The organism is Microbacterium keratanolyticum (assembly GCF_016907255.1).
Taxonomy (GTDB): domain Bacteria; phylum Actinomycetota; class Actinomycetes; order Actinomycetales; family Microbacteriaceae; genus Microbacterium; species Microbacterium keratanolyticum.
This window is the reverse complement of record NZ_JAFBBQ010000001.1, coordinates 2503251-2525940: the sequence shown is the minus strand read 5'-3', so window position 1 is coordinate 2525940 and position 22690 is coordinate 2503251. Positions and strand designations below refer to the sequence as shown.

Annotated in this window: 25 protein-coding genes; 10 read left to right on the top strand and 15 right to left on the bottom strand. The window is 67.2% G+C overall.

Annotated elements, in window-relative coordinates; translation table 11 throughout:
* Position 1: 1 nt before the first annotated feature.
* Positions 2-1657, bottom strand: a complete 1656-nt coding sequence (locus JOD62_RS12170; protein WP_204939531.1) for an ABC-F family ATP-binding cassette domain-containing protein — start codon at positions 1655-1657, stop codon at positions 2-4.
* Positions 1658-1730: 73 nt separating this feature from the next.
* Here JOD62_RS12170 and arfB point away from each other — a divergent pair, with 73 nt between their 5' ends.
* A complete protein-coding gene (gene arfB, locus JOD62_RS12165; protein WP_204939530.1) occupies positions 1731-2171 on the top strand; it encodes an alternative ribosome rescue aminoacyl-tRNA hydrolase ArfB in 441 nt (146 codons plus the stop codon).
* Between the two features lie 3 nt (positions 2172-2174).
* Here the strand turns inward: arfB and JOD62_RS12160 are convergent, their stop codons facing one another.
* From JOD62_RS12160 to JOD62_RS12135, 6 genes are all read right to left on the bottom strand, one after another.
* Entirely contained in the window at positions 2175-2723 is a 549-nt protein-coding gene (locus tag JOD62_RS12160; RefSeq protein ID WP_271171530.1) for a HEAT repeat domain-containing protein, read from the bottom strand.
* Between the two features lie 92 nt (positions 2724-2815).
* Entirely contained in the window at positions 2816-3046 is a 231-nt protein-coding gene (locus JOD62_RS12155; RefSeq protein WP_239526678.1) for a DUF4190 domain-containing protein, read from the bottom strand.
* 145 nt (positions 3047-3191) lie between these two features.
* The gene (locus tag JOD62_RS12150; RefSeq protein WP_204939528.1) at positions 3192-3722 is read right to left on the bottom strand and encodes a VOC family protein; all 531 of its coding nucleotides are present in this window, start codon (positions 3720-3722) and stop codon (positions 3192-3194) included.
* A gap of 80 nt (positions 3723-3802) precedes the next feature.
* Positions 3803-4462 (bottom strand): AraC family transcriptional regulator, encoded by a 660-nt coding sequence (locus JOD62_RS12145; RefSeq protein ID WP_204939527.1) that lies wholly within the window; start codon positions 4460-4462, stop codon positions 3803-3805.
* Between the two features lie 68 nt (positions 4463-4530).
* The gene (ychF, locus tag JOD62_RS12140; protein WP_204939526.1) at positions 4531-5604 is read right to left on the bottom strand and encodes a redox-regulated ATPase YchF; all 1074 of its coding nucleotides are present in this window, start codon (positions 5602-5604) and stop codon (positions 4531-4533) included.
* A 70-nt stretch (positions 5605-5674) separates the two neighbouring features.
* A complete protein-coding gene (locus tag JOD62_RS12135; protein ID WP_204939525.1) occupies positions 5675-6415 on the bottom strand; it encodes a class I SAM-dependent methyltransferase in 741 nt (246 codons plus the stop codon).
* Positions 6416-6474: 59 nt separating this feature from the next.
* Here JOD62_RS12135 and JOD62_RS12130 point away from each other — a divergent pair, with 59 nt between their 5' ends.
* The 3 genes from JOD62_RS12130 to JOD62_RS12120 all read left to right on the top strand — a co-directional run bounded on the left by JOD62_RS12130 (position 6475) and on the right by JOD62_RS12120 (position 8978).
* Positions 6475-7068 (top strand): 3'-5' exonuclease, encoded by a 594-nt coding sequence (locus JOD62_RS12130; protein ID WP_204939524.1) that lies wholly within the window; start codon positions 6475-6477, stop codon positions 7066-7068.
* A gap of 36 nt (positions 7069-7104) precedes the next feature.
* Positions 7105-7512 (top strand): ankyrin repeat domain-containing protein, encoded by a 408-nt coding sequence (locus JOD62_RS12125; protein WP_204939523.1) that lies wholly within the window; start codon positions 7105-7107, stop codon positions 7510-7512.
* Between the two features lie 86 nt (positions 7513-7598).
* Positions 7599-8978, top strand: a complete 1380-nt coding sequence (locus JOD62_RS12120) for a DNA recombination protein RmuC (protein ID WP_204939522.1) — start codon at positions 7599-7601, stop codon at positions 8976-8978.
* A gap of 64 nt (positions 8979-9042) precedes the next feature.
* Here the strand turns inward: JOD62_RS12120 and JOD62_RS12115 are convergent, their stop codons facing one another.
* Positions 9043-9255 (bottom strand): UDP-N-acetylmuramyl pentapeptide phosphotransferase, encoded by a 213-nt coding sequence (locus tag JOD62_RS12115; protein ID WP_204939521.1) that lies wholly within the window; start codon positions 9253-9255, stop codon positions 9043-9045.
* A gap of 146 nt (positions 9256-9401) precedes the next feature.
* Complete coding sequence (gene glpX, locus JOD62_RS12110; protein ID WP_204939520.1) at positions 9402-10388, bottom strand: class II fructose-bisphosphatase; 987 nt, start codon at positions 10386-10388, stop codon at positions 9402-9404.
* Positions 10389-10572: 184 nt separating this feature from the next.
* Here glpX and fbaA point away from each other — a divergent pair, with 184 nt between their 5' ends.
* A complete protein-coding gene (fbaA, locus tag JOD62_RS12105) occupies positions 10573-11601 on the top strand; it encodes a class II fructose-bisphosphate aldolase (protein ID WP_204939519.1) in 1029 nt (342 codons plus the stop codon).
* A gap of 88 nt (positions 11602-11689) precedes the next feature.
* Here the strand turns inward: fbaA and JOD62_RS12100 are convergent, their stop codons facing one another.
* The 4 genes from JOD62_RS12100 to JOD62_RS12085 all read right to left on the bottom strand — a co-directional run bounded on the left by JOD62_RS12100 (position 11690) and on the right by JOD62_RS12085 (position 15456).
* Complete coding sequence (locus tag JOD62_RS12100) at positions 11690-12919, bottom strand: hypothetical protein (protein ID WP_204939518.1); 1230 nt, start codon at positions 12917-12919, stop codon at positions 11690-11692.
* A 44-nt stretch (positions 12920-12963) separates the two neighbouring features.
* Complete coding sequence (locus JOD62_RS12095) at positions 12964-13494, bottom strand: DUF6264 family protein (RefSeq protein WP_204939517.1); 531 nt, start codon at positions 13492-13494, stop codon at positions 12964-12966.
* A 220-nt stretch (positions 13495-13714) separates the two neighbouring features.
* Positions 13715-14476, bottom strand: coding sequence for an IclR family transcriptional regulator (locus JOD62_RS12090; RefSeq protein WP_204939516.1), 762 nt, complete (start codon positions 14474-14476; stop codon positions 13715-13717).
* Complete coding sequence (locus tag JOD62_RS12085; RefSeq protein WP_407666011.1) at positions 14473-15456, bottom strand: 4-hydroxy-3-methylbut-2-enyl diphosphate reductase; 984 nt, start codon at positions 15454-15456, stop codon at positions 14473-14475. The genes JOD62_RS12090 and JOD62_RS12085 overlap by 4 nt, the downstream gene beginning before the upstream one ends.
* A gap of 174 nt (positions 15457-15630) precedes the next feature.
* On the opposite strand from JOD62_RS12085, the gene xseA reads away from it, so the two are divergent.
* Genes xseA through JOD62_RS12060 form a run of 5 tightly spaced genes read left to right on the top strand, consistent with a single transcriptional unit; the run spans position 15631 to position 19918 of the window.
* On the top strand, positions 15631-16935 hold the full coding sequence (gene xseA, locus JOD62_RS12080) for an exodeoxyribonuclease VII large subunit (RefSeq protein WP_204939514.1): 1305 nt from the start codon (positions 15631-15633) through the stop codon (positions 16933-16935).
* 16 nt (positions 16936-16951) lie between these two features.
* Entirely contained in the window at positions 16952-17209 is a 258-nt protein-coding gene (locus tag JOD62_RS12075) for an exodeoxyribonuclease VII small subunit (RefSeq protein WP_378789534.1), read from the top strand.
* Positions 17206-17856, top strand: coding sequence for a DUF4245 family protein (locus JOD62_RS12070; RefSeq protein WP_204939512.1), 651 nt, complete (start codon positions 17206-17208; stop codon positions 17854-17856). Before JOD62_RS12075 ends, JOD62_RS12070 begins: the two co-directional genes overlap by 4 nt.
* Complete coding sequence (locus JOD62_RS12065; protein WP_204939511.1) at positions 17853-18527, top strand: carbonic anhydrase; 675 nt, start codon at positions 17853-17855, stop codon at positions 18525-18527. The genes JOD62_RS12070 and JOD62_RS12065 overlap by 4 nt, the downstream gene beginning before the upstream one ends.
* Positions 18524-19918 (top strand): class II fumarate hydratase, encoded by a 1395-nt coding sequence (locus JOD62_RS12060; RefSeq protein WP_204939510.1) that lies wholly within the window; start codon positions 18524-18526, stop codon positions 19916-19918. Before JOD62_RS12065 ends, JOD62_RS12060 begins: the two co-directional genes overlap by 4 nt.
* Positions 19919-19990: 72 nt before the next feature.
* On the opposite strand, the gene JOD62_RS12055 is transcribed toward JOD62_RS12060, so the two are convergent.
* On the bottom strand, positions 19991-21301 hold the full coding sequence (locus JOD62_RS12055; RefSeq protein ID WP_204940193.1) for a PhoH family protein: 1311 nt from the start codon (positions 21299-21301) through the stop codon (positions 19991-19993).
* A gap of 218 nt (positions 21302-21519) precedes the next feature.
* Positions 21520-22656 (bottom strand): aminotransferase class V-fold PLP-dependent enzyme, encoded by a 1137-nt coding sequence (locus tag JOD62_RS12050; RefSeq protein WP_204939509.1) that lies wholly within the window; start codon positions 22654-22656, stop codon positions 21520-21522.
* Positions 22657-22690 lie beyond the last annotated feature (34 nt).

Here is a 22690-nt window from a genome sequence, read left to right as displayed (position 1 = left end):
ACTACACCTCCGAGACCTGTCCCGCATCGACGCGCCAGTGCCGATCGGTCTGCACGGCAGCGAGCATCCGCCGGTCGTGTGTCACGAGCAGCAGCGTTCCCTCGTAGGATTCCAGTGCCTGTTCGAGCTGCTCGATCGCAGGCAGATCGAGGTGGTTCGTCGGTTCGTCAAGCACCAGCAGATTGATGCCGCGCGCCTGCAGCAGCGCGAGGCCGGCGCGCGTGCGCTCTCCCGGCGAGAGCTCTTCGACCGGGCGGTTCACATGGTCGGCTTTGAGGCCGAACTTCGCCAGCAATGTGCGCACGTCGCCCGAGGTCATGTCACCGACGATCGCCTCGAACGTGTCTGCGAGAGGCTTGGAGCCCACCAGCAGCGAGCGCGCCTGATCGATTTCTCCGATCTGCACGCTGGCGCCGAGACTCGCAGTACCCTCATCGGGATGCTGCGTGCCGAGGAGCGCCCGCAGCAGCGTCGATTTGCCTGCCCCGTTCGGCCCCGTGATGCCGATGCGCTCCCCCGCGTTCACCTGCAGCGACACCGGCCCGAGCGTGAAGGTGCCCTGCCGGAAGACGGCGGAGCTGAGCGTGGAGACCACCGAGCTGGAGCGCGGCGCAGAACCGATCGTGAATTCGAGCTGCCACTCTTTGCGCGGTTCTTCGACCTCTTCGAGGCGTGCGATGCGGCTCTCCATCTGGCGCACCTTCTGGGCCTGCTTCTCGCTGGATTCCGCGGATGCCTTGCGCTTGATCTTGTCGTTGTCTGGCGCCTTCCGCATGGCGTTGCGCACGCCCTGACTTGACCACTCGCGCTGCGTTCTCGCACGTGCGACGAGATCGGCTTTCTTGTCGGCGAACTCGTCGTACTTCTCACGCTGCTGGCGGCGCAGCGTCTCCCGTTCTCCCAGATAGGCGTCGTAGCCACCGCCGAACACACGGTTGGAGTTCTGCGCCAGATCGAGTTCGAGCACTCGGGTCACGCAGCGTGCGAGAAACTCGCGATCGTGGCTGACCAGCACGACCCCGCCCCGGAGACCCTTCACGAAGGTTTCGAGGCGCTCGAGACCTTCGAGATCGAGGTCGTTCGTCGGCTCGTCGAGCAGCACGATGTCGAAGCGCGAGAGCAGGAGCGCTGCGAGACCGACGCGGGCCGCCTGCCCACCCGAAAGCGACGTCATCAGTGCTGCACCCTCGACCTCGAGTCCGAGGTCGGCAAGCACCGCGGGAACGCGCTCATCAAGGTCTGCGGCGCCACTTGCCAGCCAGCGCTCGAGGGCCGCAGAGTAGACGTCGGCTGGATCTGCGCCCGGGACCGTCGACAGCGAGGGATCCCCGAGGGCGACTGCCGCGGCATCCATGTCGCCCGTCGCCTGCGCGCACCCGGTGCGACGCGCGATGTACTCGACGACCGTCTCGCCCTCGACGCGCTCGTGCTCCTGCGGAAGCCAGCCGACGAAGGCATCCGCCGGAGCCAACGAGATCGTTCCGGCCTGGGGCTCATCGATGCCGGCGAGCAGGCGCAGCAGTGTCGACTTGCCCGCACCGTTCGCTCCGACGACTCCGACGACGTCACCGGGCGCAACAGTCAGATCAAGGGAATCGAACAGGGTGCGGTGGCCATAGCCCCCAGCCAGGCCCTTGGCGACGAGCGTTGCGGTCATTCTTCTATCCTGTCAGTCGCGGCACAGCCCGACTGCTCCGCGCCGAGCGTACCCACTGCGGCAGACTGAGCACATGCCAGACCTGCATGTACCTCCGGGCCCTGGGGCGCCGCATGGCTTCACCGTGCCCGCGAGCGAGCTGGTCGAACGCTTCTCTCATGCCTCAGGACCCGGCGGGCAGGGCGTCAACACCACCGACTCGCGTGTGCAGCTCAGCCTCGATCTGGCCACGACCACGGCGTTGACCGAGACGCAGCGTGCACGAGCCATCGAGCGCCTGGCGACGAGACTCTCCGGCACGGTGATCACGATCAGCGCCGCTGAGCAGCGCTCGCAACGACAGAACAGAGCCGCCGCGCGCCAGCGTCTCGCCGAACTACTCCGCGACGCCGTCGTGCCGCCGATCATGCGACGCGCGACGCGTCCGACGAAGGGGTCGCAGCGTCGACGGCTTGAGGGAAAGCGTCAGCGATCCGAGATCAAGCTCGGGCGCAGACGACCAGGCCAGGAGTAAGGCTCAGGGCTTCGGGAAGCGCGCACGAAGTGCGTCGAGGCTCTGCTGCGCGGCGCGGCGAACCTCGATCTCCGGGTCTTTCAGCAGCGTTCGGATGCTGGCCATGTCATCGGCGGTGCCGAGAGCTCCCAGCGCTCGTGCCGCGGCCGCGCGCACGCGGGGAACCTGGTCGCTGAGCAGTCCGGCGAGCGCGGATGCTGCGGGCAGCTCACGCGCAGCGGCGACGCGGGCTCCCATCTCTCGGACACGCCATGCGGGGTTGCTCAGCGTCTCGATGATGGCCGGGCCTGCCGATTCGTCCCAGACGTAGAGAAGCGCACGTGCGCCCCAGAGCTCGGGCCAGTAGAGCACCGGCGCGCCGTCCAGGATGCCCTGCGCATGCTCGCCGCCGACGAAGAGCAGGAAGTCCTCACCCTCGTAGTTTCCCGCGAGCAGTGAGAGTGCACGCTCGACAACGTTCTCCTCGCCGTAGCGCTCGACGGCCGCCGCCAGTCGCTTCTCGAGCGGAAGCTCGACGGGAACGGATGCGGGTTCTTCGGGAGTGCGGGTCACGATTCCACTTTAGGCTCCCGCCGCACACCGCTCAGACCTTGAAGCGGTCACTGCGACGACGCTCCCCTTCTTCTCCCCGCCCCTTGTTGCGATCAGCCACCCAGGGGTGCATTGCTCAGCGCCGCCTCGAACATGCTGAGCCAGAGGATGAAGAAAGCCAAGTGAAAGAGGCCGATCACCGAGCCCACGACGAGAGCCCACCGAGCGAGTCCCGCCCCCGCCTCGGGGTTGCCGGGTGCTCTGAGCTGTCGGATCGCGATCGCGCCCAGAGCTAACCCCGCGATCGGAATGACGAACGCCGTGATGAAGCCAGCGATCGCCAATGGGTTCGTCCTCTGGTACCCGACTGTCCCCGTCAACCGTTCCCCCATCGCAGCTCCGCAACACCAGACATCGAGAGACTATCCCTCTGCCGAGACGTTGACGCGGAACTCCACGACATTCCCGCCCATGTCGACGACGCGCTGCTCAGGCTCTGGGGTCGCGCAGGGCGGTCATCGCCTCGAGCAGCGTGTCGTGGATGTAGGCGAGCTCAGGCGAGACCTCACCCCATCCCTGATCGACGCCCTCTGCCGTCCACTCGCTCTCCTCGTCATCGGCGTCCCAGGCGGCATCGCCGTGCTGCCAGATCCACCAGAGGTTCGCGCTCGAATCCTGCACTCGGGCGAACTGCGTTCCGAAGAAGTCGGTGGGCTTGGTGACCAGTCGGCCCCCGCGTGCGAGAGCTCGCTCGACGACGGCGTCGAGGTCATCGACATAGACCTGAAGCAGACTCGGCGTGAAAGGCCAGTCCGGCTTGCGTTCGGCCAGCATGATGGTGGTCGTGCCTACTCTCACCTCGGCCTGGAGCAGAAGCCCGTCCTCGTCAATGGTGCGTGCGTCTGTCCGCTCCTCGCCGTCGAAAACTTCGATCACGAACCGGGTCAACTCATCGGCGCCCGTCGTGATGATGAACGGGTTGACGGTGGCGTAGCCCTCGGGGGCGGCTGGTATGGACATCGTCTGGTCCTCTCCTGGGGATGGATGCGATGTCCTCAGTCCACCACCGGACGAACCTCCGGTATTGAACATTTCCGCCATCATCGACCGGACAGCACCTGGGCCGGCGTCTGGCCGTGGAAAGCGCTCAGCGAACGAGTCAGGTGAGCCTGGTCGGCGAAACCGCAACGCGCAGCGCATTCGGTCGGCGGCACGCCCTGCAGGAGCAGGCTGAACGCTTCACGCGCTCGCGACAGCTGCTCGATCTGCTTGCGCGTGAGCCCTGTCACGGCGCGAACCCGGCGCTGACGGTGCCTCTCCGAATAGCCCGCGTCATCGCCAGTGAGCATCCGCCTGACCTGCTCGTCGTCGCGCAGCACGTCGAGCTCAAGGAGACGATCAGTGAAACTCTCGAGGTCCTCGAACTCCGGGACGGGTAATGCATGCTGCGCGATGGTGACCTTCCCCGCCTGTACGACGAGGCGCTGCTCGCCGCCACGCAGGAGCAGCTTGCTCACTCCGGGCAGGACGACGTGAGCCTTCAGCTGGATGCCCCAGCTGTGCTCACCGACCGTCGAGCGGTTCCAGCGGTGGCCCAACGTTGGACCCGTCAGGCCGGCGAGCATCTCCCCATCCGGCTCGCGGGCGAACCACAGATCCCAGTACTCGACTGCAGGGACGAGGTAGCGCTCATCTCGCGTCGCCCGCGCCTGCCAGACACACTCCAGCACACGCGAGTCGGGGTGACGTTCCTCGTACATGCGTTCCGTTCGCAAATGATCACTTGCGAAGAGAGTACAGACGTGCGAGTCGGTGAACCGCGGAACGCTCAGACGTTGAAGCGGAACTCCACGACGTCGCCGTCCTGCATGACGTAGTCCTTGCCTTCGAGGCGCGCCTTGCCCTTGGCGCGGGCTTCGACGACCGAACCGGTCTCGACGAGGTCCGCGAACGAGATGACCTCCGCCTTGATGAAGCCCTTCTCGAAGTCGGTGTGGATGACGCCGGCGGCCTGCGGAGCCTTGGCGCCCTGCGGGATCGTCCATGCGCGCGACTCTTTGGGTCCTGCGGTGAGGTAGGTCTGCAGGCCGAGGGTCGCGAAGCCGATGCGTGCCAGCTGGTCAAGACCGGACTCGGTCTGTCCCGTCGCCTCGAGGAGCTCGGCGGCATCTTCGGGGTCGAGGTCGATCAGCTCGGACTCGATCTTCGCATCGAGGAAGACCGCCTGGGCGGGGGCGACAAGTGCCTCCAGCTCCGCCTTGCGCGAGGCATCCGTCAGCACCGACTCGTCCACGTTGAACACGTAGATGTACGGCTTCGCGGTGAGGAGGCCCAGCTCACGGATCGGCGCCAGGTCGAGACCGGTCTGCGAAAGCAGCTCGCCACGCTCAAGTGCATCCTTCGCTGCGGTCGCGGCCTCGAGCACCGAGGGGTCGAGAGTCTTGCGCTTGACCTCCTTCTCGTAGCGCGGAAGCGCCTTCTCGATGGTCTGCAGGTCAGCGAGCATCAACTCGGCGTTGATCGTCTCGAGGTCGTTCTTCGGGTTGACCGCACCGTCGACGTGCACGACGTCATCGTCAACGAAGCCGCGCACGACCTGCGCGATCGCGTCAGCCTCACGGATGTTGGCAAGGAACTGGTTGCCCAGACCCTCCCCCTCGCTCGCGCCACGCACGATGCCCGCGATGTCGACGAACGACACGGACGCCGGGAGGATGCGCTCGCTGCCGAAGATCTCGGCGAGCGTCTTCAGCCGCTCGTCGGGCAGGTTCACGACCCCGACGTTCGGCTCGATCGTCGCGAACGGGTAGTTCGCCGCGAGCACGTTGTTCTTGGTCAGAGCGTTGAAAAGGGTGGACTTGCCGACGTTGGGCAGGCCGACGATTCCGATAGTAAGAGCCACGGGGTGCAAGTCTACGCGGATGCCGCCCGTGCAGCGGCTCTCCGCTCACCAGACAGGAGCTCCCGCGTCCTCAGAGACGTGTCGCGCGGAAAGCCCGAGTGACGTACGGCAACTCGATCGTGCCCTCCGCATCGATTCCGAGGTCGTCGAACAGCGCGTTCATCTCGCGCCGAATCCGTGTGCGCTCTTCGTCGGATGCCGTGATGACGTAGCTCCGCGAGGCGGCCATGCTGTGCAGCTGCGCACGGGTCATCGTGCGCGTCCACGGCCACTCGCTCTCTTCCAGCGGGCCGAACGGCGCATGCACCACCGGACCACCATCGGCGAGGGTCTCCTCCGCACTGCTGGCATGCATGATCTCGGTGAGGCGGGTCACCCACTCGACGCTCTCGTCGCGGATGTTCCAGATCAGCCCGAGCGTCCCACCGGGACGCACGACTCTGCCGACCTCGCGCGACCCTGCGACCGGCTCGACCCAGTGCCACGCCTGTCCGAGCACGACGGCGTCCAGAGAGGCATCCGGCAGCGGCAGCTGCTCCGCGGTTCCGATGAAGGTGGGCACACCGGGCACGTTGACGCGGAGGCTCTCAAGCATCGCGGGATCAGGATCGATCGCCACGATCTCCGCGCTCGGGGCGCCCACGAGCGCACGCGTGAGCTTTCCCGTTCCCGCCCCGACATCGGCGACGCGGCTCGCACCTGCCGGCAGCGTCTCGAGCATCCACGCCACCGCCGCGAACGGATACTCCGGCCGGCCCGCCTCGTAGCTGCGGGCCTGAGAACCGAAGGACGTTGCGCGCTCATCAGTCATGAGACCAGCCTACGGCGTGCCTGCGCGCTGGTCAGGAGAGCGCGAGAGAAGGTAGATGCGTGCCACTGGACTTCACCGCTATTGACTTCGAGACGGCGAACTCCTCTCCGGCATCCGCCTGTGCTGTCGGCCTCGTGCGGGTTCGTGACGGCCAGGTTGTGGCGTCGGCCGGATGGCTCATCCGTCCGCCCGCGGGGCACGACGAGTTCCAGGAGTGGAACGTGCGCATCCACGGCATCGAACCCCACCAGGTCGTCGATGCCCCCACCTGGAGCGAGCAGCTCGACCGGCTCTGCGCGTTCGCAGGCGCCGACGTCCTGGTCGCTCACAACGCAAGCTTCGACATGAAGGTGCTGCGCACCGCGTCGGAGGTCACGGGCAACGCCCTTCCGCCCTATCGCTCGCTGTGCACCCTGCAGGTCGCCCGCAAGACCTACTCGCTGGATTCCTATCGTCTGCCGGTTGCGGCCGCTGCGGCAGGCTTCGGCGATTTCGCGCATCACGATGCGCTGGCGGATGCGCGCGCCTGCGCGCAGATCGCCATCGATGCCGCGGCCCGTCTTGACGCCGCTGACATCGACGAGCTCGCGCGGATGCTCCGGATCACCGTCACCGGTTCGCCCGTTGACGAGGTTCGAAAAGCCGTCGCCTGACCTGGCATCTCCCGCTGCGCGCGGCACAATGGAATCATGACGAGCCCCGCTGACGACTCCGCGCTCTCTCTTGAGGTCATCGAGGGCACCTTCGACCTTGCCCGACAGGGGCGCACGGCGCCGCTGGGCGAGATGATCGACGCAGGCGTGCCGATCGATGTGCAGAACCCGCGGGGCGACACCATGCTGATCGTCGCCACTTACGCGGAGCAGACCGCCACCGTTGCCGACCTGATCCACCGTGGTGCTGCGCTCGATGTCGTCAACGCCAACGGCCAGACGGCGGTGACCTGCGCGGTCTTCCGACGCAACGAAGAACTCTTGCGGATGCTGCTGGACGCGGGCGCCGACCAGAACGCGGGCATGCATACGGCGGCCGCGACCGCCGATCAGTTCGGCCTCGCGAGCATGCGCGCGATCCTCGACGAGTACGCCGCGCGCTGAGCCCTTCGGGCGCCCCTTCCGGCGATGTCTGTGGCCCCCGCTACGCTCAGGGCACAGCGCGAACCCCGCCGATTGAAGGAGGCTCCATGGAGACGCTGACGACCCTGCTGGGGATCACCACGGTGATTCTGCTGATCGTGGTGCTCGTTCTCGTGCTCGCTCTGCGCGGCAAGGTTTCCGCCAGCTCGGCTGCCGGAGGGGACTCCCTCGGCGCGGAGACGCGGGCAGAGCTGAGTGCGCAGCGCATGGAGCTGAAAGAGACCATCATGACGGGGCAGAGCCTGCTCGATCAGCGCGTGATGGGTCAGGCGCAGGTCCAGGCCGAGTCGCAGGAGCGCGATCGTGTCGCACGGCGGGAAGAGCAGCGCGCACTGCAGGAGTCTCTGTCCCACGCGCTCACCGGGATGCTCGAACGCATCCACGCACTCACCGAGACGAACGCCGTTCGGCACGGCGAGATGCAGACCCTGCTGCGCGACGAACTCGAGAAGATGCGCACCGGCAATGAGGCCAAGCTCGAGAAGATGCGAGAGACCGTCGACGAGAAGCTGCAAGGCACCCTCGAGAAGCGTCTGGGAGAGTCCTTCGCACTGGTCAGTGACCGCCTCGAGCAGGTGCAGAAGGGGCTCGGCGAGATGCAGACACTCGCCTCTGACGTCGGCGGACTCAAGCGCGTGCTCACGAATGTGAAGAATCGCGGCAGCTGGGGCGAGGTGCAGCTTTCCCGGCAGCTGGAAGACATGCTCTCGCCCGAGCAGTATGCCGAGAACGTCGCCGTGCGCCCGGGTTCGTCCGAGCGCGTGGAGTTCGCGATCCGCCTCCCCGGGCGCGATGATGACCAGCCGGTCTGGCTCCCGATCGACTCGAAGTTCCCTCAGGAGGACTACGAGCGCCTGCTGGAGGCGCAGGAGCGCGGCGACAAGAACGAGATCGATGTCCAGAGCAAGAACATCGAACGCGTGATCCTGGCGCAGGCGAAGCTCATCGCCGACAAGTACGTCGAACCGCCCTACAGCACCGACTTCGCCATCATGTACCTGCCGACCGAGGGTCTCTTCGCCGAGGTCGTGCGGCGCCCCGGACTCACGAGCCGACTGCAGAACGAGTTCCACATCACCGTCGCCGGCCCCTCTGTGCTGATGACGCTGCTGAACAGCCTCCAGATGGGTTTCCGGACGCTCGCGATCGAGAAGCGCAGCAGTGAGGTCTGGAAGGTGCTGAGCGCAGCGAAGGTGGAGTTCCAGAAGTACGGACAGGTGTGGGAGAAGCTCGGCAAGCAGCTGCAGACCGCGCAGAACACCGTCTCCGAAGCAGGGCGGCGCACCCGCGCCGTCGAACGCAGGCTCCGCGACGTCGAGGTTCTCGACGCCATCGAGAGCGACGACCTCTACGATCTCCACGCAGAGATCGGCGATGTGCGCCTGCGCCTGGACGACGCCGAGGTCACGGAAGCCCGCGAGGTGTGACGCTGAGTCGCTGAGCAGAGAGCAGCACGTCGCTGAGCAAAGCGCAGCGACGACCTCTCAGTCCTCAGGCACCGCCCGGCATGAAGCTCAGCAGCATCACGACCGCCGACGAGAACGCGACGAAGGCGCCGATCAGCCACCAGGCGTTGACCTCGTGCCCCTCATCACGGCGCACACGGAACAGCACGTCGGTGCGTCGGGCGGCGTCCATCTCGATCACCGTGACGGTACCGGTGTCGCTGATGTTGGTCTGACGGTAGATGTTCTCCGAAGCCATTCCGCGCACCCCTCTCGCGACGCCCCTGGGCAGGCATCACTGTCGTGATAGATCCGTTCCATTGTGCCAGGGACGCGGCTGAATAGGTCCTGAAGCCTGCGGATCGGAGTTCCGACTCCGTAACGAAACGAGCCCGCCGGCGCCGCTCAGAGCCACTTCGAGACGAGGTGCTCCGAGTTCACGCGACGAAGAGTTCCCGATGCACCGCGCAGGACGACGCTCTCCGTGTACACGTAGCCGTTCTCGCGGCGCACGCCCGCGACCAGCTGACCGTCGGTGACGCCCGTCGCCACGAAGATGGTGTTGTTTCCCCGGACCAGATCATCGGCCTCGTAGACCTTGTCCAGATCGAGACCCGCGTCGATCCCCCGCTGGCGCTCCTCATCATCGCGTGGCCAGAGACGACCCTGGATGTGCCCGCCCAGCGCCTTGATCGCACAGGCCGTCACGATGCCCTCCGGGCTGCCGCCGATCCCCACGCACATGTCGGTGCGAGCGCCATGACGCGCCGCGTTGATCCCGCCGGCGACATCGCCATCGGACATCAGCCGGGTTCCGGCACCGGCATCCCGGATCTCCTGGATCAACTGCTCGTGGCGCGGACGGTTGAGCACCGAGACGACGATCTCATCGACCGGCTTCTCCAGTGCGGCCGAGAGGCGGCGGATGTTCTCACCGATCGGCAGACGGATGTCGACCACGCCGACGCCGGCGGGGCCGGTGACCAGCTTGTCCATATAGAAGACGCTGGACGCATCGAGCATCGTGCCGCGGTCCGAGACCGCAATCACGGAAAGCGCGTTCTGGCGACCCGCAGCCGTCAGTGACGTACCGTCGATCGGATCCACCGCGATGTCGCACGCCGGGCCGCGCCCGGTGCCGACCTTCTCGCCGTTGAAGAGCATGGGGGCGTCATCCTTCTCGCCCTCGCCGATCACGACCTGGCCGTCGAAGTCCACGGTGCCGAGGAAAGCACGCATCGCGTCGACGGCTGCACCGTCCGCGGCCTCCTTGGCGCCGCGACCGATGAAGGGAACGGCGCGGATGGCCGCGGCCTCCGTCGCGCGCACGAGTTCGAGCGCGAGATTACGGTCAGGACGCAGGGGGCTCAGATCGGCCGTCAGACTCACCATGCCGCCAGACTAGGCGACTCATGCGCAGAGACCGGACGTTTTCCGCGCTCGATCGGCGAAGGAATCGCGATTCTTGCCACACGCGAAGATCTCGCCTCCCCTCCTCGCGATGGACCCCGTGAAACCCGCAATTCTGCGCCGGTAGAGTGGGGGTTGACCCCCGCTTCTCAGCACAGGAGATTCCATGCCCGTTGCAACCCCGGATCAGTACGCAGAGATGCTCGACCGCGCGAAGGCCGGCGGTTTCGCCTACCCCGCGTTCAACGTCTCCAGCTCGCAGACGATCAACTCCGTCCTCCAGGGACTGACCGAGGCCGGATCCGACGGCATCATCCAGGTCACGACCGGTGGTGCCGACTACTTCGCCGGCCACACCGTCAAGGCGCGCGCAACCGGCGCTCTCGCCTTCGCGCGCTACGCGACCGAGGTCGCCAAGAACTACCCCATCACGGTGGCCCTGCACACCGACCACTGCCCGAAAGACGCGCTGGCCGGCTTCGTCGAGCCGCTCATCGCCGCCTCTGAGGAAGAGGTCAAGGCGGGCCGCAACCCGATCTTCCAGTCGCACATGTGGGATGGCTCGGCCGTTCCCCTCGCTGAGAACATCGAGATCGCGCAGACGCTGCTCCCCCGCATGAAGAACATCAACGCGATCCTCGAGGTCGAGATCGGTGTCGTCGGCGGCGAGGAAGACGGCGTTGCCCACGAGGGTTCGAACGACGCCCTGTACACGACCTTCGCTGACGTCGACCAGGCCGTTCAGGCTCTGGGCCTCGGCGAGCAGGGCCGCTACATCGCCGCTCTGACCTTCGGCAACGTGCACGGCGTCTACAAGCCGGGTGGCGTCAAGCTGCGCCCCGAGCTCCTGGGCGAGATCCAGGCCGAGGTCGCCGCGAAGTACGGCACCGGCCCGAAGCCCCTTGACCTCGTCTTCCACGGCGGTTCGGGTTCGACCGACGAAGAGATCGCTCTCGCCGTCGCGAACGGTGTCATCAAGATGAACATCGACACCGACACGCAGTACGCCTACACGCGTGCGATCGCCGACTACATGTTCAAGAACTACGACGGCGTCCTGAAGGTCGACGGCGAGGTCGGCAACAAGAAGCTCTATGACCCCCGCGCCTGGGGCAAGGTCGCCGAGACGGCGATGGCCGCTCGCATCGTCGAGTCGACGAAGCAGCTGGGCTCGTACGGCCAGTCCAAGAGCTGAGTTCGCTCACCACGAAGACGGATGCCCCGCTCCTGAGCTCAGGAGCGGGGCATCCGTCTTCTCGCGTGCAGAAGTGCGCGATGCAGACTCAGCGGCGTCGCATCCGCACCGCCCAGATGACGAGGTCGATGAGCGCGTCGATGACGAGCACCACGCCGAACCCTCGAGCAACCTTCGAGCGCGAGCGCGTCAAGGCGACGCCGCCGGCGAGCTCGCTCGTGCTGATCGCTGCTCCCAGGAGTGGCCGCTGACGCACCCAGCGTGCGGCGCGAACGAGGGGGCGCTGTCTGCGGGTGAGCGGCACGGTCTCGCTCCAGCCGCTCAGCAGGAGGTCTCCGATCACCTGTCCCCACCCACGGCCGGTGAACACCTCTCCCCCGGGTTCCTCGGCGAGCGCCGCATCGATGAGCTCGGAAGGGACACCGAAGGCCGTGAGGAAGGCACGCAGCCGCTCCACTTCGCCCGGCACACCGCCGATCGCCTCGGGCGTGCAGGCGCGCAGCGCCGCAACCTGATCCACGCCCACGCCGCCGCTCAGGCCAGCGAGTTCGTCCTGAGTGCCGTCGGCTTCGACGAGCATGCGCCGGTAGAGTTCGGCGCTCTCCGGCACCGCGATCGTCGACACATCGAGCACGGGACGCGTGAGGCGCTGACTGTTCGGCCAGAACATCCCCGTAGGGGACGCAGGAGAGGTCACCTCGACCCAGGCTTCGTCGTACTGCATCGGCCCACGCTGCGGAATGTTGAGCTCGATGATCGCACCGTCCGCGCGACTGCCGGAGAGGGCCATGTGCGCACGGTCCGTGGCATACCGATAGAGCGACCAGGTGCCGGACTCGCGGTAGTGCACGGGGGCGCCGATAAGATGCGCCGTGATCCGCGCCGCCCAGGCACTGCGGCGGGAGAACTCGGCGACGCGCACCGGTTCAGGTTCCGCCAGAAGGTGCGCAGGGATCTCCTCCGCGCCTGCGAAATCGTCAACGCTGTCGCTCGGATCCGGAGAAAGAGGCCCTCCGTCGCCGGGATCGCCGGCCCGCTCGTCCACGCCAAGGCGCAGGATGATCCCTTCCGCCGCGAACGCCTCGCGCAGGCGCCTGTCCGATAGGTCGAAGCGCAGGCGGCCCTCGGCATCCAGCGCGATCACGGTGCCGTCTTCCGTGACGGGGATCAGCGCCAGCGCATCGCCGCCGTCGGCAGCGCGCACGCCCGCGAGAACGCGTTCGTCGCGCAGGATTCTCTCGGCTGTCGCCGTGGCATCGTCTGCGGCAGATTCGATCGAGACGTAAACGACATGGAAGGCGACGTGTTCGGCTGGCATCCTTCGAGGCTACCGGTGGTCCCCCGCGCTTCCTGGCGCGTCGGTCAGCTTCCCGCCGCGCGCGACAGATAGGCCGCGAAAGCGGGGTCGCCGAACATCGGCACCGTCAGAGCGGCGGCGGCAAGCAGTGTGAAGACGACAGCGCCGGCAACCGGCACCCACCAGGTGAGGCGTCCGCTGCGCAGCCGCAGCACCGACATCGCGGCGGTGAGCATCCATCCGACGATCAGCACGATTCCGGCCACGACTCCCCAGATCTTGCCCTGCCCATAGTTCGTGAACTCGCCGTCGATTCCGAGCATCCGCATGCTCTCGTTCATGACGCTCGCGACGTCGAGATACGAGATCGCAGACATGATCACCGTCACCAGCCCGTAGGCGAGGAGCATGATCGTCAACAGTCGGTCAAACGGTCGCCTGCGTGGTGCCGGTACTTCCGAGGACACAGGGGCCACCGCATCCGGAACCGGCGACAGAACGGCCTCGGGCGCCGGGGATACAAGGCCTCGCCCTGCACGCCGGCTCTGCTCTTCTGGGGTTGCGTACTCGCCGTACTGCGGTCGGGAATCAGACACCGGCTCATCGTAGCGAGAGTGCGCTGTGCGGTCGCTCGGAGGTCCACGCAGACAAGACGATGCCCCGAGGGTTGGGGACTCCTCGGGGCCAGAGCGCTGACGCTGGGGACGCCTGCGCTGTGTGTCTCGGCGATGGTATACCAACCGCCATTCTAAAGATATCGGCTCCGAGCGGAGATGGGGAGCGCGTTTCTTCAGATAGTGAACACCGGCGCGCGGCCTACAGCTGCGTGGCACCGAGCTCGAAAGCCAGGGTCCGGGCGACGGCCTGCAGCTTCGCGATGATCTCGGGGTCCACCGGTCGTCGATCTTCACGCAGCGAGATCGCCAGTGACGCGGTGACGCCGGGCGCGATCACCGGAACGGCAAGACACGTCGTGCCGATGGAGTACTCGCCCTGCTCGACAACCCACCCCTTTGAGTGATCAAGTTGCGCCAGCAGAAGTCGGCGATCACTGACCGTTCTCGGGGTGAGCTCCGCGAGCGGATGCCGCGACAGGTAGTCCAGGCGCTCGCCCTCAGGCACCACGGAAAGGATCTGCTTGCCCAGGGCTGTCGCATGCGCACTGTCTTCCATGCCCACCCAGAACTCCACACGGGGGTCGTGCACGGCATCGACGACGTCGATCAGGTGCACCTCGCCGTCGTCGAAGCGCGACAGGTACGCGGTGGCGCCGATCTCATCCGTAATGGTGTTGAGCGCGGCCCGCACCCGCGCGAGAAAGACTCCGCGCGCATCCCGCCCCTCATACAGACTCGGGAAGCGCGGACCGAGAATGAGACCGTCGGGCTGCGCCTGCAGGTAGCCCTCATGGATGAGGGTGCGGGTGAGGTTGTACGTGGTACCCGGCGTCAGGGATGTCGCCGTGGCGAGTGCTTTGACAGGAATCGGCCGTGCCGAGTTCGCGACGATGTCCACGAGACGGAGCGCACGCTGTACTGACCCGATCAGGGTCGCGGCCTCCGTCTCGCGCGCGCTCACCGGGTGATCCGCCCACCCAGCGGCCGGTCGTCTCCGGCCTGGTTCTGACGCAGTTCCTTGGGAAGCGAGAAGATCAGATCCTCTTCGGCGGTGCGCACTTCGGAGACATCCCCGTAGCCGGCACCCGCCAGGGCTTCCAGCACCTCTTCGACGAGCACCTCGGGCACCGAGGCCCCGCTGGTCACGCCCACCGTGGCCACGCCGTCGAGCCAGTCCTGCTGGATCTCCTCCGCATAGTCGACACGATATGCCGCTTTGGCTCCGTACTCCAGCGCGACTTCGACCAGACGCACGCTGTTGGACGAGTTCGCCGATCCGACGACGATCACGAGGTCGGCATTCGCCGCAACCTTCTTGATCGCGACCTGGCGGTTCTGCGTGGCGTAGCAGATGTCATCAGACGGTGGATTGTGCAGTTCCGGGAAGCGCTCACGCAGGCGGTTCACGGTCTCCATGGTCTCGTCCACCGACAGCGTCGTCTGCGACAGCCAGACGACCTTCGACGGATCCTTCACCTGGACGGTGTCGGCCTCGTCGGGTGAGTTCACGATCGTGACGTGATCCGGGGCCTCACCCGCGGTGCCCTCGACCTCTTCGTGCCCCTCATGTCCGATCAGTAGGATCTCGAAGTCGTCGCGGGCGAAGCGGACCGCCTCACGGTGCACCTTCGTGACGAGCGGGCAGGTCGCATCGATCGCGTGCAGGCCGCGATCTGCTGCGGCGCTGACGACGGCAGGTGAGACGCCGTGCGCACTGAAGACGACGTGGGCACCCTCGGGAACCTCGTCGACCTCCTCGACGAAGATCGCCCCCTGTGCTTCAAGCTCGGTGACGACGTGGATGTTGTGCACGATCTGCTTGCGCACATAGACCGGAGCGCCATAGCGCTGGAGAGCCTTCTCGACGGCGACGACAGCGCGGTCCACACCCGCGCAGTAGCCACGGGGCGCTGCCAGCAGCACCCGCTTCTGTCCGACCACCGGGTTATCCTGAAGGCGCTTCGGTGCCGCCGCTCCTCGAACACGAGGAACGCGCGGGAGAGGAAGCGAAACAGCTGTAGAAGTCACTCTTTGAGTGTATCTGCGCCCACCTGTGCAGAGGCGGAGTCCGCGCGCAGCATCCATCCCCGCCAGATCAGCAGAAAGGCTCGCGCGGTGACGACTTTCGAACCCGAATCGATCGCAGGCGAGGCTCCGCCGGCCGATTCCGTCGCGCCCCGCGATTCCACCGCGGAGGCACCGACGTCGGTCGCCCGCCTCAACGGCACGATCCGTGACTTCGTGAGCCGGTGGAACACGGTGTGGGTCGAGGGCGAGATCACATCCTGGAACGTGCGCGCCGGCGCCGTCTTCGCGCGGCTGAAAGACACGCAGTCGGATGCCACGATCTCGATCCGCATCTGGTCGAGCGTGCGCGGGCGCATCCCCTCCGACCTCGGGATCGGCGACCACGTCGTCGCGGCGGTCAAGGCCGACTATTTCGTCAAGGCCGGCGATTTCAGCTTCACCGTCTCGGCGATGAAGCACGTGGGACTCGGCGATCAGCTGGAGCGCCTGGAGAAGCTGCGCGCCGACCTGCGGCGCGAGGGACTGTTCGATCCGGCCCGTAAGCGTCCGTTGCCCTTCCTCCCCCACGTTATCGGGCTCATCACGGGCGAGAAGTCCGACGCCGAGAAAGACGTCCATCGCAATTCCGAGCTGCGCTGGCCTCAGGTGCGATTCCGCACCGAGTACGCCGCGGTGCAGGGCGACCGCTGCGTGCCGGAGACGCTCGCCGCGCTCGCAAAGCTCGACGCAGACCCTGACGTCGACGTCATCATCATCGCCCGCGGTGGCGGAGACCCGCAGACCCTCCTGGGGTTCAGCGACGAACTGCTCGTGCGTGCCGTCGCGGCGGCATCCACCCCGATCGTGAGCGCGATCGGACACGAGAACGACCACCCGCTGCTCGATGACGTCGCCGACCTGCGGGCATCGACGCCCACGGATGCCGCGAAACGCGTGGTGCCGGATGTCGGCGAGCAGCGCGCCCTGATCGCCCAGCTGCGCTCGCGCGCGACGACTCGTCTGTCGCAGCGGATCGCGCACGACATCGCCCAGCTGGACCAGCTGCGCTCCCGGCCCGTGCTGCGCTCGCCGGAGCCGATCATCGAGCAGCGCGCACAGGAGATCTTCCTGCTGTCGGCCCGGAGTCGCGATGCGCTCACCCGTGCCATCGAGGGCGGCAGTCGTCGCACGGCCGAGCTGCGCGCGTCGCTGCGCGCGCTCTCCCCCGCGGCGACGCTGGCTCGGGGGTATGCGATCGCGCAGCGCGCGGATGGCGCGATCCTGCGCGATTCGGCGGATGCTCCCGCGGGCACCGCCATCACCGTGACGGTCGAACACGGTTCGTTCCGCGCCACGTCGGAGGGGGACCTCACCGCGGAAGCGGGCGGCGGCGATGTCGATGGCCGCCGGTAAGATAGAGGGTGTGACCGTGCCGAGCGATGAATCCGTGCCGGGCGCTGCCGTTCCGGCGAGCACCCCTTCCGACGCATCCGCTCTTTCCTTCGAGCAGGCGCGCGACGAACTCGTTCGCGTCGTCGCCGAGCTCGAACAGGGCGCGCCCACGCTCGAGCAGTCTCTCGCCCTCTGGGAACGCGGCGAGGCACTCGCTGAGCGCTGCGAGCAGTGGCTCCTGGGGGCGAAGCGCCGCCTTGACGCCGCCCGTGACTCGGCGGTGAGCTCCTCATGAGCCGCACCCCGAAGTCGGCACCGATCGTCGCCGAGCTCGGCCGTCCCGAGACGCCTCAGGAGACCGCTGACCGCAAGGCAGCCGCGACCAAGGCGTACCGCTCCAGTCAGACAATCCGCAGCCTGCTCGCCGCGATCCTCGTGACCCTCGGCATGGTGCTGATCATCGTGCTCATGGTGCCGCGCGGCGAACGCGTCGCCGCTCCGGAGATCGATGTGTCGGCAATCGCGGCGAACGTCGAATCCACCGTGGGAAGCCCCGCGATCGTCCCCGACCTCGGCGACTTCTGGCGTGTGAACAAGGCCGAGCTGGAGGGCGGATCGCCCGCCGTCTGGGACATCACGCTCGCCCCGTCCGCCGAGAACGAGTCCGGGTTCATCCGCATCGCGCAGGCGTTTGACTCCGACTCCTCGTGGGCGCCACAGCGTCTCAACGGCATCGCCGCGAAGGACACGACCACGATCGACGGGCTCACCTGGGACGTGTACCCGATCGGAGACCGCGGCCAGGCGAATGTCACCTACGCGATCGGCACGCAGGCCGGTCCCGACTACGTGCTCCTCTACGGTTCGCGTTCCGCGGATTCGACGGCGGAGCTCGCCGCAACCCTCACCACGCAGATTCGCGCCCTCTCGGAGACCCCATGACGCACCCGCTCAGCCCTACGGCCGCTTGGACCCAGATGCAGGAGGGCAACCGACGTTTCGTCGCCGACTCCCCGATGCACCCGAACCAGGACGTCGCCCGCCGCCGCACACTGGCGGCCGCACAGCACCCGGTCGCCACGCTCTTCGGCTGCTCGGATTCGCGCCTCGCGGCCGAGATCATCTTCGATCTCGGGCTCGGTGATCTCTTCGTCGTCCGCAACGCGGGCCAGGTCATCGGCGAGTCGATCGTCGCGAGCCTCGAGTACGCGGTCGCGGTGCTGGAGGTTCCGCTCATCGTCGTCCTCGCCCACGACTCCTGCGGTGCGGTGAAGGCAGCGATCGACGGGACGGCGATCGATGCCGCTCCCCTCCCGCCGCACATCTGGAAGCTCGTCGCCCCGATCGTCCCGGCCGCCCGCAAGGTCCTGGCCGAGACCGGTGGCACCACGGTCGACGAGATCGACGCCGAGCTCGTCGGCGCGGAGCACCTGCGCAACACGGTGCACGACCTGCTGCAGTCCTCTGAACTCATCAGCAACGCCGTCGCCGAGGGCCGCCTGGGCATCGTCGGCGCGAACTATCGTCTGGCCGAGGGCACCGCGGTGCCCGTCGTCACGGTCGGCATCGACTCGGAGGGGAACACCCCCGACACGAAGAAGGGATCGGAATGACCGACACCGAGTACCGCATTGAGCACGACACGATGGGCGAGGTGCGCGTTCCCGTGAACGCGCTCTACAGCGCGCAGACGCAGCGTGCCGTGGAGAACTTCCCGATCTCGGGCACCGGGCTGGAGTCGACGCAGATCGCAGCCCTGGCACGGATCAAGAAGGCGGCTGCTCTCGCGAACAAGGAGCTCGGCACGCTCGACGGCGCCATCGCAGACGCCATCGCCGGCGCGGCGGACGAGGTCGCCACGGGCATCCACGACGGTGAGTTCCCGGTCGACACGTACCAGACGGGTTCAGGCACGTCCTCGAACATGAACATGAACGAGGTGCTCGCCACTCTCGCGACCCGTCGCCTGGGCGCCCCCGTGCACCCGAACGACCACGTCAACGCGTCGCAGTCGTCGAACGACGTGTTCCCGACCTCGGTGCACATCGCCGTGACCCAGTCCCTCATCGACACCCTCATCCCCTCGCTCGACCACCTCGCGGTCGCGCTCGAGGCGAAGGCAGAGCTCTGGAAGACGGCTGTGAAGTCGGGCCGTACCCACCTCATGGATGCCACCCCCGTGACCCTCGGCCAGGAGTTCGGCGGCTACGCCCGTCAGGTCCGTCTCGGCATCGAGCGCGTGCAGTCGGCTCTCCCCCGCGTCGCGGAGGTCCCGCTCGGCGGCACGGCCGTCGGCACCGGCATCAACACCCCGCTCGGTTTCCCGCAGAAGGTCATCGCGCTGCTCGCCGCCGAGACCGAGCTGCCGATCACTGAGGCGAAGGACCACTTCGAGGCACAGGCCAACCGCGACGGTCTCGTCGAGGCGTCCGGCGCGCTGCGCACGATCGCGGTCTCGCTGACCAAGATCAACAACGACCTGCGCTGGATGGGCTCGGGCCCCAACACGGGTCTCGGCGAACTGCACATCCCCGACCTGCAGCCGGGCTCCTCGATCATGCCGGGCAAGGTCAACCCGGTCGTCCCCGAGGCCGTGCTCATGGTGTGCGCACGTGTCATCGGCAACGACGCGACGGTCGCCTGGGCCGGAGCATCCGGATCCTTCGAGCTCAACGTCGCCATCCCGGTCATGGGCACCGCACTGCTTGAGTCCATCCGCCTGCTCGCGAACGCCTCGCGCGTCCTTGCAGACAAGACCATCGACGGTCTCGAGGCGAACCTCGAGCGCGCGGCGGCCTTCGCGGGCATGTCTCCCTCGATCGTCACCCCGCTCAACAAGCTCATCGGCTACGAGGCGGCGGCGAAGATCGCGAAGTACTCGGTCGCCGAAGGCATCACGGTGCGCGACGCGGTGATCGCTCTCGGCTACGTGGAGCGCGGCGAACTCACCCTCGAGCAGCTCGACGAGAAGCTCGATCTACTGTCGATGACGCACCCGGGCTGACCCCGAGAAGCGCAGAGGGCGGATGCCTCGGAGAGACGATCTCCGAGGCATCCGCCCTCTTCTTTGCCGGCCTCAGCTGAGCTCGCCGCCCTCCAGCAGTTCCGTGACGAGGGCCGCGATCGCCGACCGCTCGGAGCGCGTCAGCGTGACATGTCCGAAGAGCGCGTGGCCCTTCAGCGTCTCGATGACCGAGGCGATACCGTCGTGCCGGCCGACACGCAGGTTGTCACGCTGCCCGACATCGTGGGTCAGCACGACACGGGAGTTCTGGCCCATGCGGCTCAGGACTGTCAGCAGCACGTTGCGTTCGAGCGACTGCGCCTCATCCACGATCACGAAGGCGTCGTGAAGCGAGCGCCCACGGATGTGCGTCAGCGGCAGAACCTCGAGCATGCCGCGTGCGACGACCTCTTCGAGCACGTTGCCGGAGACGACGGAGCCGAGCGTGTCGAAGACCGCCTGGCCCCAGGGCCCCATCTTCTCGCCCTGGTCGCCCGGGAGGTAGCCGAGTTCCTGCCCACCGACGGCGAACAGCGGACGGAAGACGATGATCTTGCGCTGCTGCTGCCGTTCGAGAACGGCCTCCAGTCCGGCGCAGAGGGCGAGCGCGGACTTTCCGGTGCCCGCGCGACCGCCGAGCGAGACGATGCCGACCTCCGGATCGAGCAGAAGATCGATGGCGATCCGCTGCTCTGCCGAGCGTCCGTGCAGGCCGAAGACCTCACGGTCACCGCGCACCAGCGCGAACTCGCCGTCACCGACCACGCGGCCGAGCGCCGAGCCGCGCTCCGAGTGAATGATGAGGCCCGTGTTCACCGGCAGGCCGCGCGCGGCCTCGCTCACCCCGACTTCACTCTCGTAGAGGTCGCTCATCTCGTCGCCCGACAGCGGCAGCGGCGCGATGCCGCTCCACCCGGAGTCGACGGCCTGCTCTGCGAGGTACTCCTCGGCGATAAGACCCAACGATGCCGCCTTGACCCGCATCGGCAGGTCCTTGGAGACGATGGTCACGTCCTGCCCGTCCTGGGAGAGGTGCATGGCGACAGCGAGGATGCGGCTGTCGTTGTCGTTCAGGCGGATGCCGCTCGGGAGCACCGAGGCATCCGTGTTCGCCAGCTCCACCCGCAGCGTGCCGCCGTCACCGACCGGCACCGGGAAGTCGAGTCGCCCGTGCTCGACGCGCAGCTCGTCGAGGTGGCGCAGCGCCTGACGGGCGAAGTAGCCGATCTCCGGATCGTGCCGCTTGCTCTCGAGCTCGCTGATCACGACGACCGGAACCACGATCGAGTGCTCTGCGAAGCGGAAGAACGCCCGCGGATCCGACAGCAGCACGGACGTGTCGAGCACGTAGGTGCGAAGGCGCTGATCGGAGGTGTCCGCGATGCCCCTGTCACGGGCGCTGTGCGGTGCTGAACGAGTGTCCTGTTGTGCGGTGTGTGCGGCCACGACCCTCTCCCGACCCGGGTTCTCCCGGTGTTAGGCGAATCGGCCAGGGCCACGAGTCGCGATCCAGAAGGCCGACCCGATCGGGCACCGTGCCCGATGCCATGAAGGTACGGCGCGCACCCGGTCCGCATTCGGACCGACACGCGGCGAATCTGTTACTCGGAGGTGAACTTCTCGTATCCGGCGGAGCCGATGGCCTCGTCGAGCTGCGCGAGGGTGTCATCGCTCGTGCCGACGTGGGCCGAGACGCGGATGCTGGCGCCGCGGGCCGTCGCTCGGACGCCGGCATTCGCGAGGCTTGCCGCGAGTTGCGCCGGGTTCTCCGGCAGGAGGTTGACAATGCCTGCGCGTTGCTCGTGCGCGCGGGGCGTCTGGACCGCGATCCCATAGGAGTCCGCAATCTCGAACAGGCGATCGGTGCGTTCCATGAGGGCCGCTTCGATGTCGGCGACACCAGCATCGCGCGCCGTCGTGAGGCCCATCGCAAGGCGGGCCACCGCGAGCTGGTCGGGGCTCGCCACGGTATAGGCGTTCGCACTCGGAGACGGCGCAGGAAGCACGTCCAGGGGCAGGCCCCCGTCGACACCGCCGAAGCCCGACAGGACAGGCGTGATGCGCTCTCGGGCTCGGGCCGAGAACGTGGCGAAGCCTGTTCCCCGACCTGCCCGCAGCCACTTGTAGCCGTGGCCGACGATGACGTCCGCCGCGGCGTAATCCGCCTCGATCACGCCGAAGGACTGCACCGCGTCGACGATCAGCAGACGATCCGGGCCGAGGACCTCACGCAGGGCAGACAGGTCCGTGCGATATCCGGTGCGGAAGTCGACATGGCTCACGACAAGCGCCGACACATCGTCGTCGAGGGCCGCCGCGACAGCATCCGGTGTCACAAAGCCCGCATGCGGGTCGTCGTCCTCGAAGTCCATCCACCGCGCGCGTGCCCTGCCGAACGCGGCCGCGCGCTCGAGCGAGACCGTGATGCTGGGGAACTCCGAGGAAGCGGCCAGCACCTCGCCGGACAGCCCGTACAGCGCATGCATGAGGCCGTACGTGGCGGAGGGCTGCAGCGTCACCGTGTCGGCGGACACGTCAAGCATCTCGGCGAGCAGCTCGCGCGCCTCGGGGACACGGTCATGCACGAGCGTGTGCGACGCGGGACGCGGGCTTCCGAGAAGCTCAGCGTCGGCGACGGCTTCTGCCGTGATCGCCGGAGAGAGCAGACCGTAGGCCGCCCAGTTCAGGTACCCGTACTCCTCGCCGAAGGTCGACCGATACTCCTCAAGAGCGCTCATCCTGCAATTCTCCCACGGAAGCACTACGCAGAGC

What these genes read in the sequence shown, in the direction of transcription:
- JOD62_RS12170 (WP_204939531.1), bottom strand. Translation starts at nt 1,657, where the DNA reads ATGACCGCAACGCTCGTCGCCAAGGGCCTGGCTGGGGGCTATGGCCAC.
- arfB (WP_204939530.1), top strand. Translation starts at nt 1,731, where the DNA reads ATGCCAGACCTGCATGTACCTCCGGGCCCTGGGGCGCCGCATGGCTTC.
- JOD62_RS12150 (WP_204939528.1), bottom strand. Translation starts at nt 3,722, where the DNA reads ATGTCCATACCAGCCGCCCCCGAGGGCTACGCCACCGTCAACCCGTTC.
- JOD62_RS12145 (WP_204939527.1), bottom strand. Translation starts at nt 4,462, where the DNA reads ATGTACGAGGAACGTCACCCCGACTCGCGTGTGCTGGAGTGTGTCTGG.
- JOD62_RS12135 (WP_204939525.1), bottom strand. Translation starts at nt 6,415, where the DNA reads ATGACTGATGAGCGCGCAACGTCCTTCGGTTCTCAGGCCCGCAGCTAC.
- JOD62_RS12125 (WP_204939523.1), top strand. Translation starts at nt 7,105, where the DNA reads ATGACGAGCCCCGCTGACGACTCCGCGCTCTCTCTTGAGGTCATCGAG.
- JOD62_RS12120 (WP_204939522.1), top strand. Translation starts at nt 7,599, where the DNA reads ATGGAGACGCTGACGACCCTGCTGGGGATCACCACGGTGATTCTGCTG.
- JOD62_RS12115 (WP_204939521.1), bottom strand. Translation starts at nt 9,255, where the DNA reads ATGGCTTCGGAGAACATCTACCGTCAGACCAACATCAGCGACACCGGT.
- glpX (WP_204939520.1), bottom strand. Translation starts at nt 10,388, where the DNA reads ATGGTGAGTCTGACGGCCGATCTGAGCCCCCTGCGTCCTGACCGTAAT.
- fbaA (WP_204939519.1), top strand. Translation starts at nt 10,573, where the DNA reads ATGCCCGTTGCAACCCCGGATCAGTACGCAGAGATGCTCGACCGCGCG.
- JOD62_RS12100 (WP_204939518.1), bottom strand. Translation starts at nt 12,919, where the DNA reads ATGCCAGCCGAACACGTCGCCTTCCATGTCGTTTACGTCTCGATCGAA.
- JOD62_RS12070 (WP_204939512.1), top strand. Translation starts at nt 17,206, where the DNA reads ATGAGCCGCACCCCGAAGTCGGCACCGATCGTCGCCGAGCTCGGCCGT.
- JOD62_RS12065 (WP_204939511.1), top strand. Translation starts at nt 17,853, where the DNA reads ATGACGCACCCGCTCAGCCCTACGGCCGCTTGGACCCAGATGCAGGAG.
- JOD62_RS12060 (WP_204939510.1), top strand. Translation starts at nt 18,524, where the DNA reads ATGACCGACACCGAGTACCGCATTGAGCACGACACGATGGGCGAGGTG.
- JOD62_RS12050 (WP_204939509.1), bottom strand. Translation starts at nt 22,656, where the DNA reads ATGAGCGCTCTTGAGGAGTATCGGTCGACCTTCGGCGAGGAGTACGGG.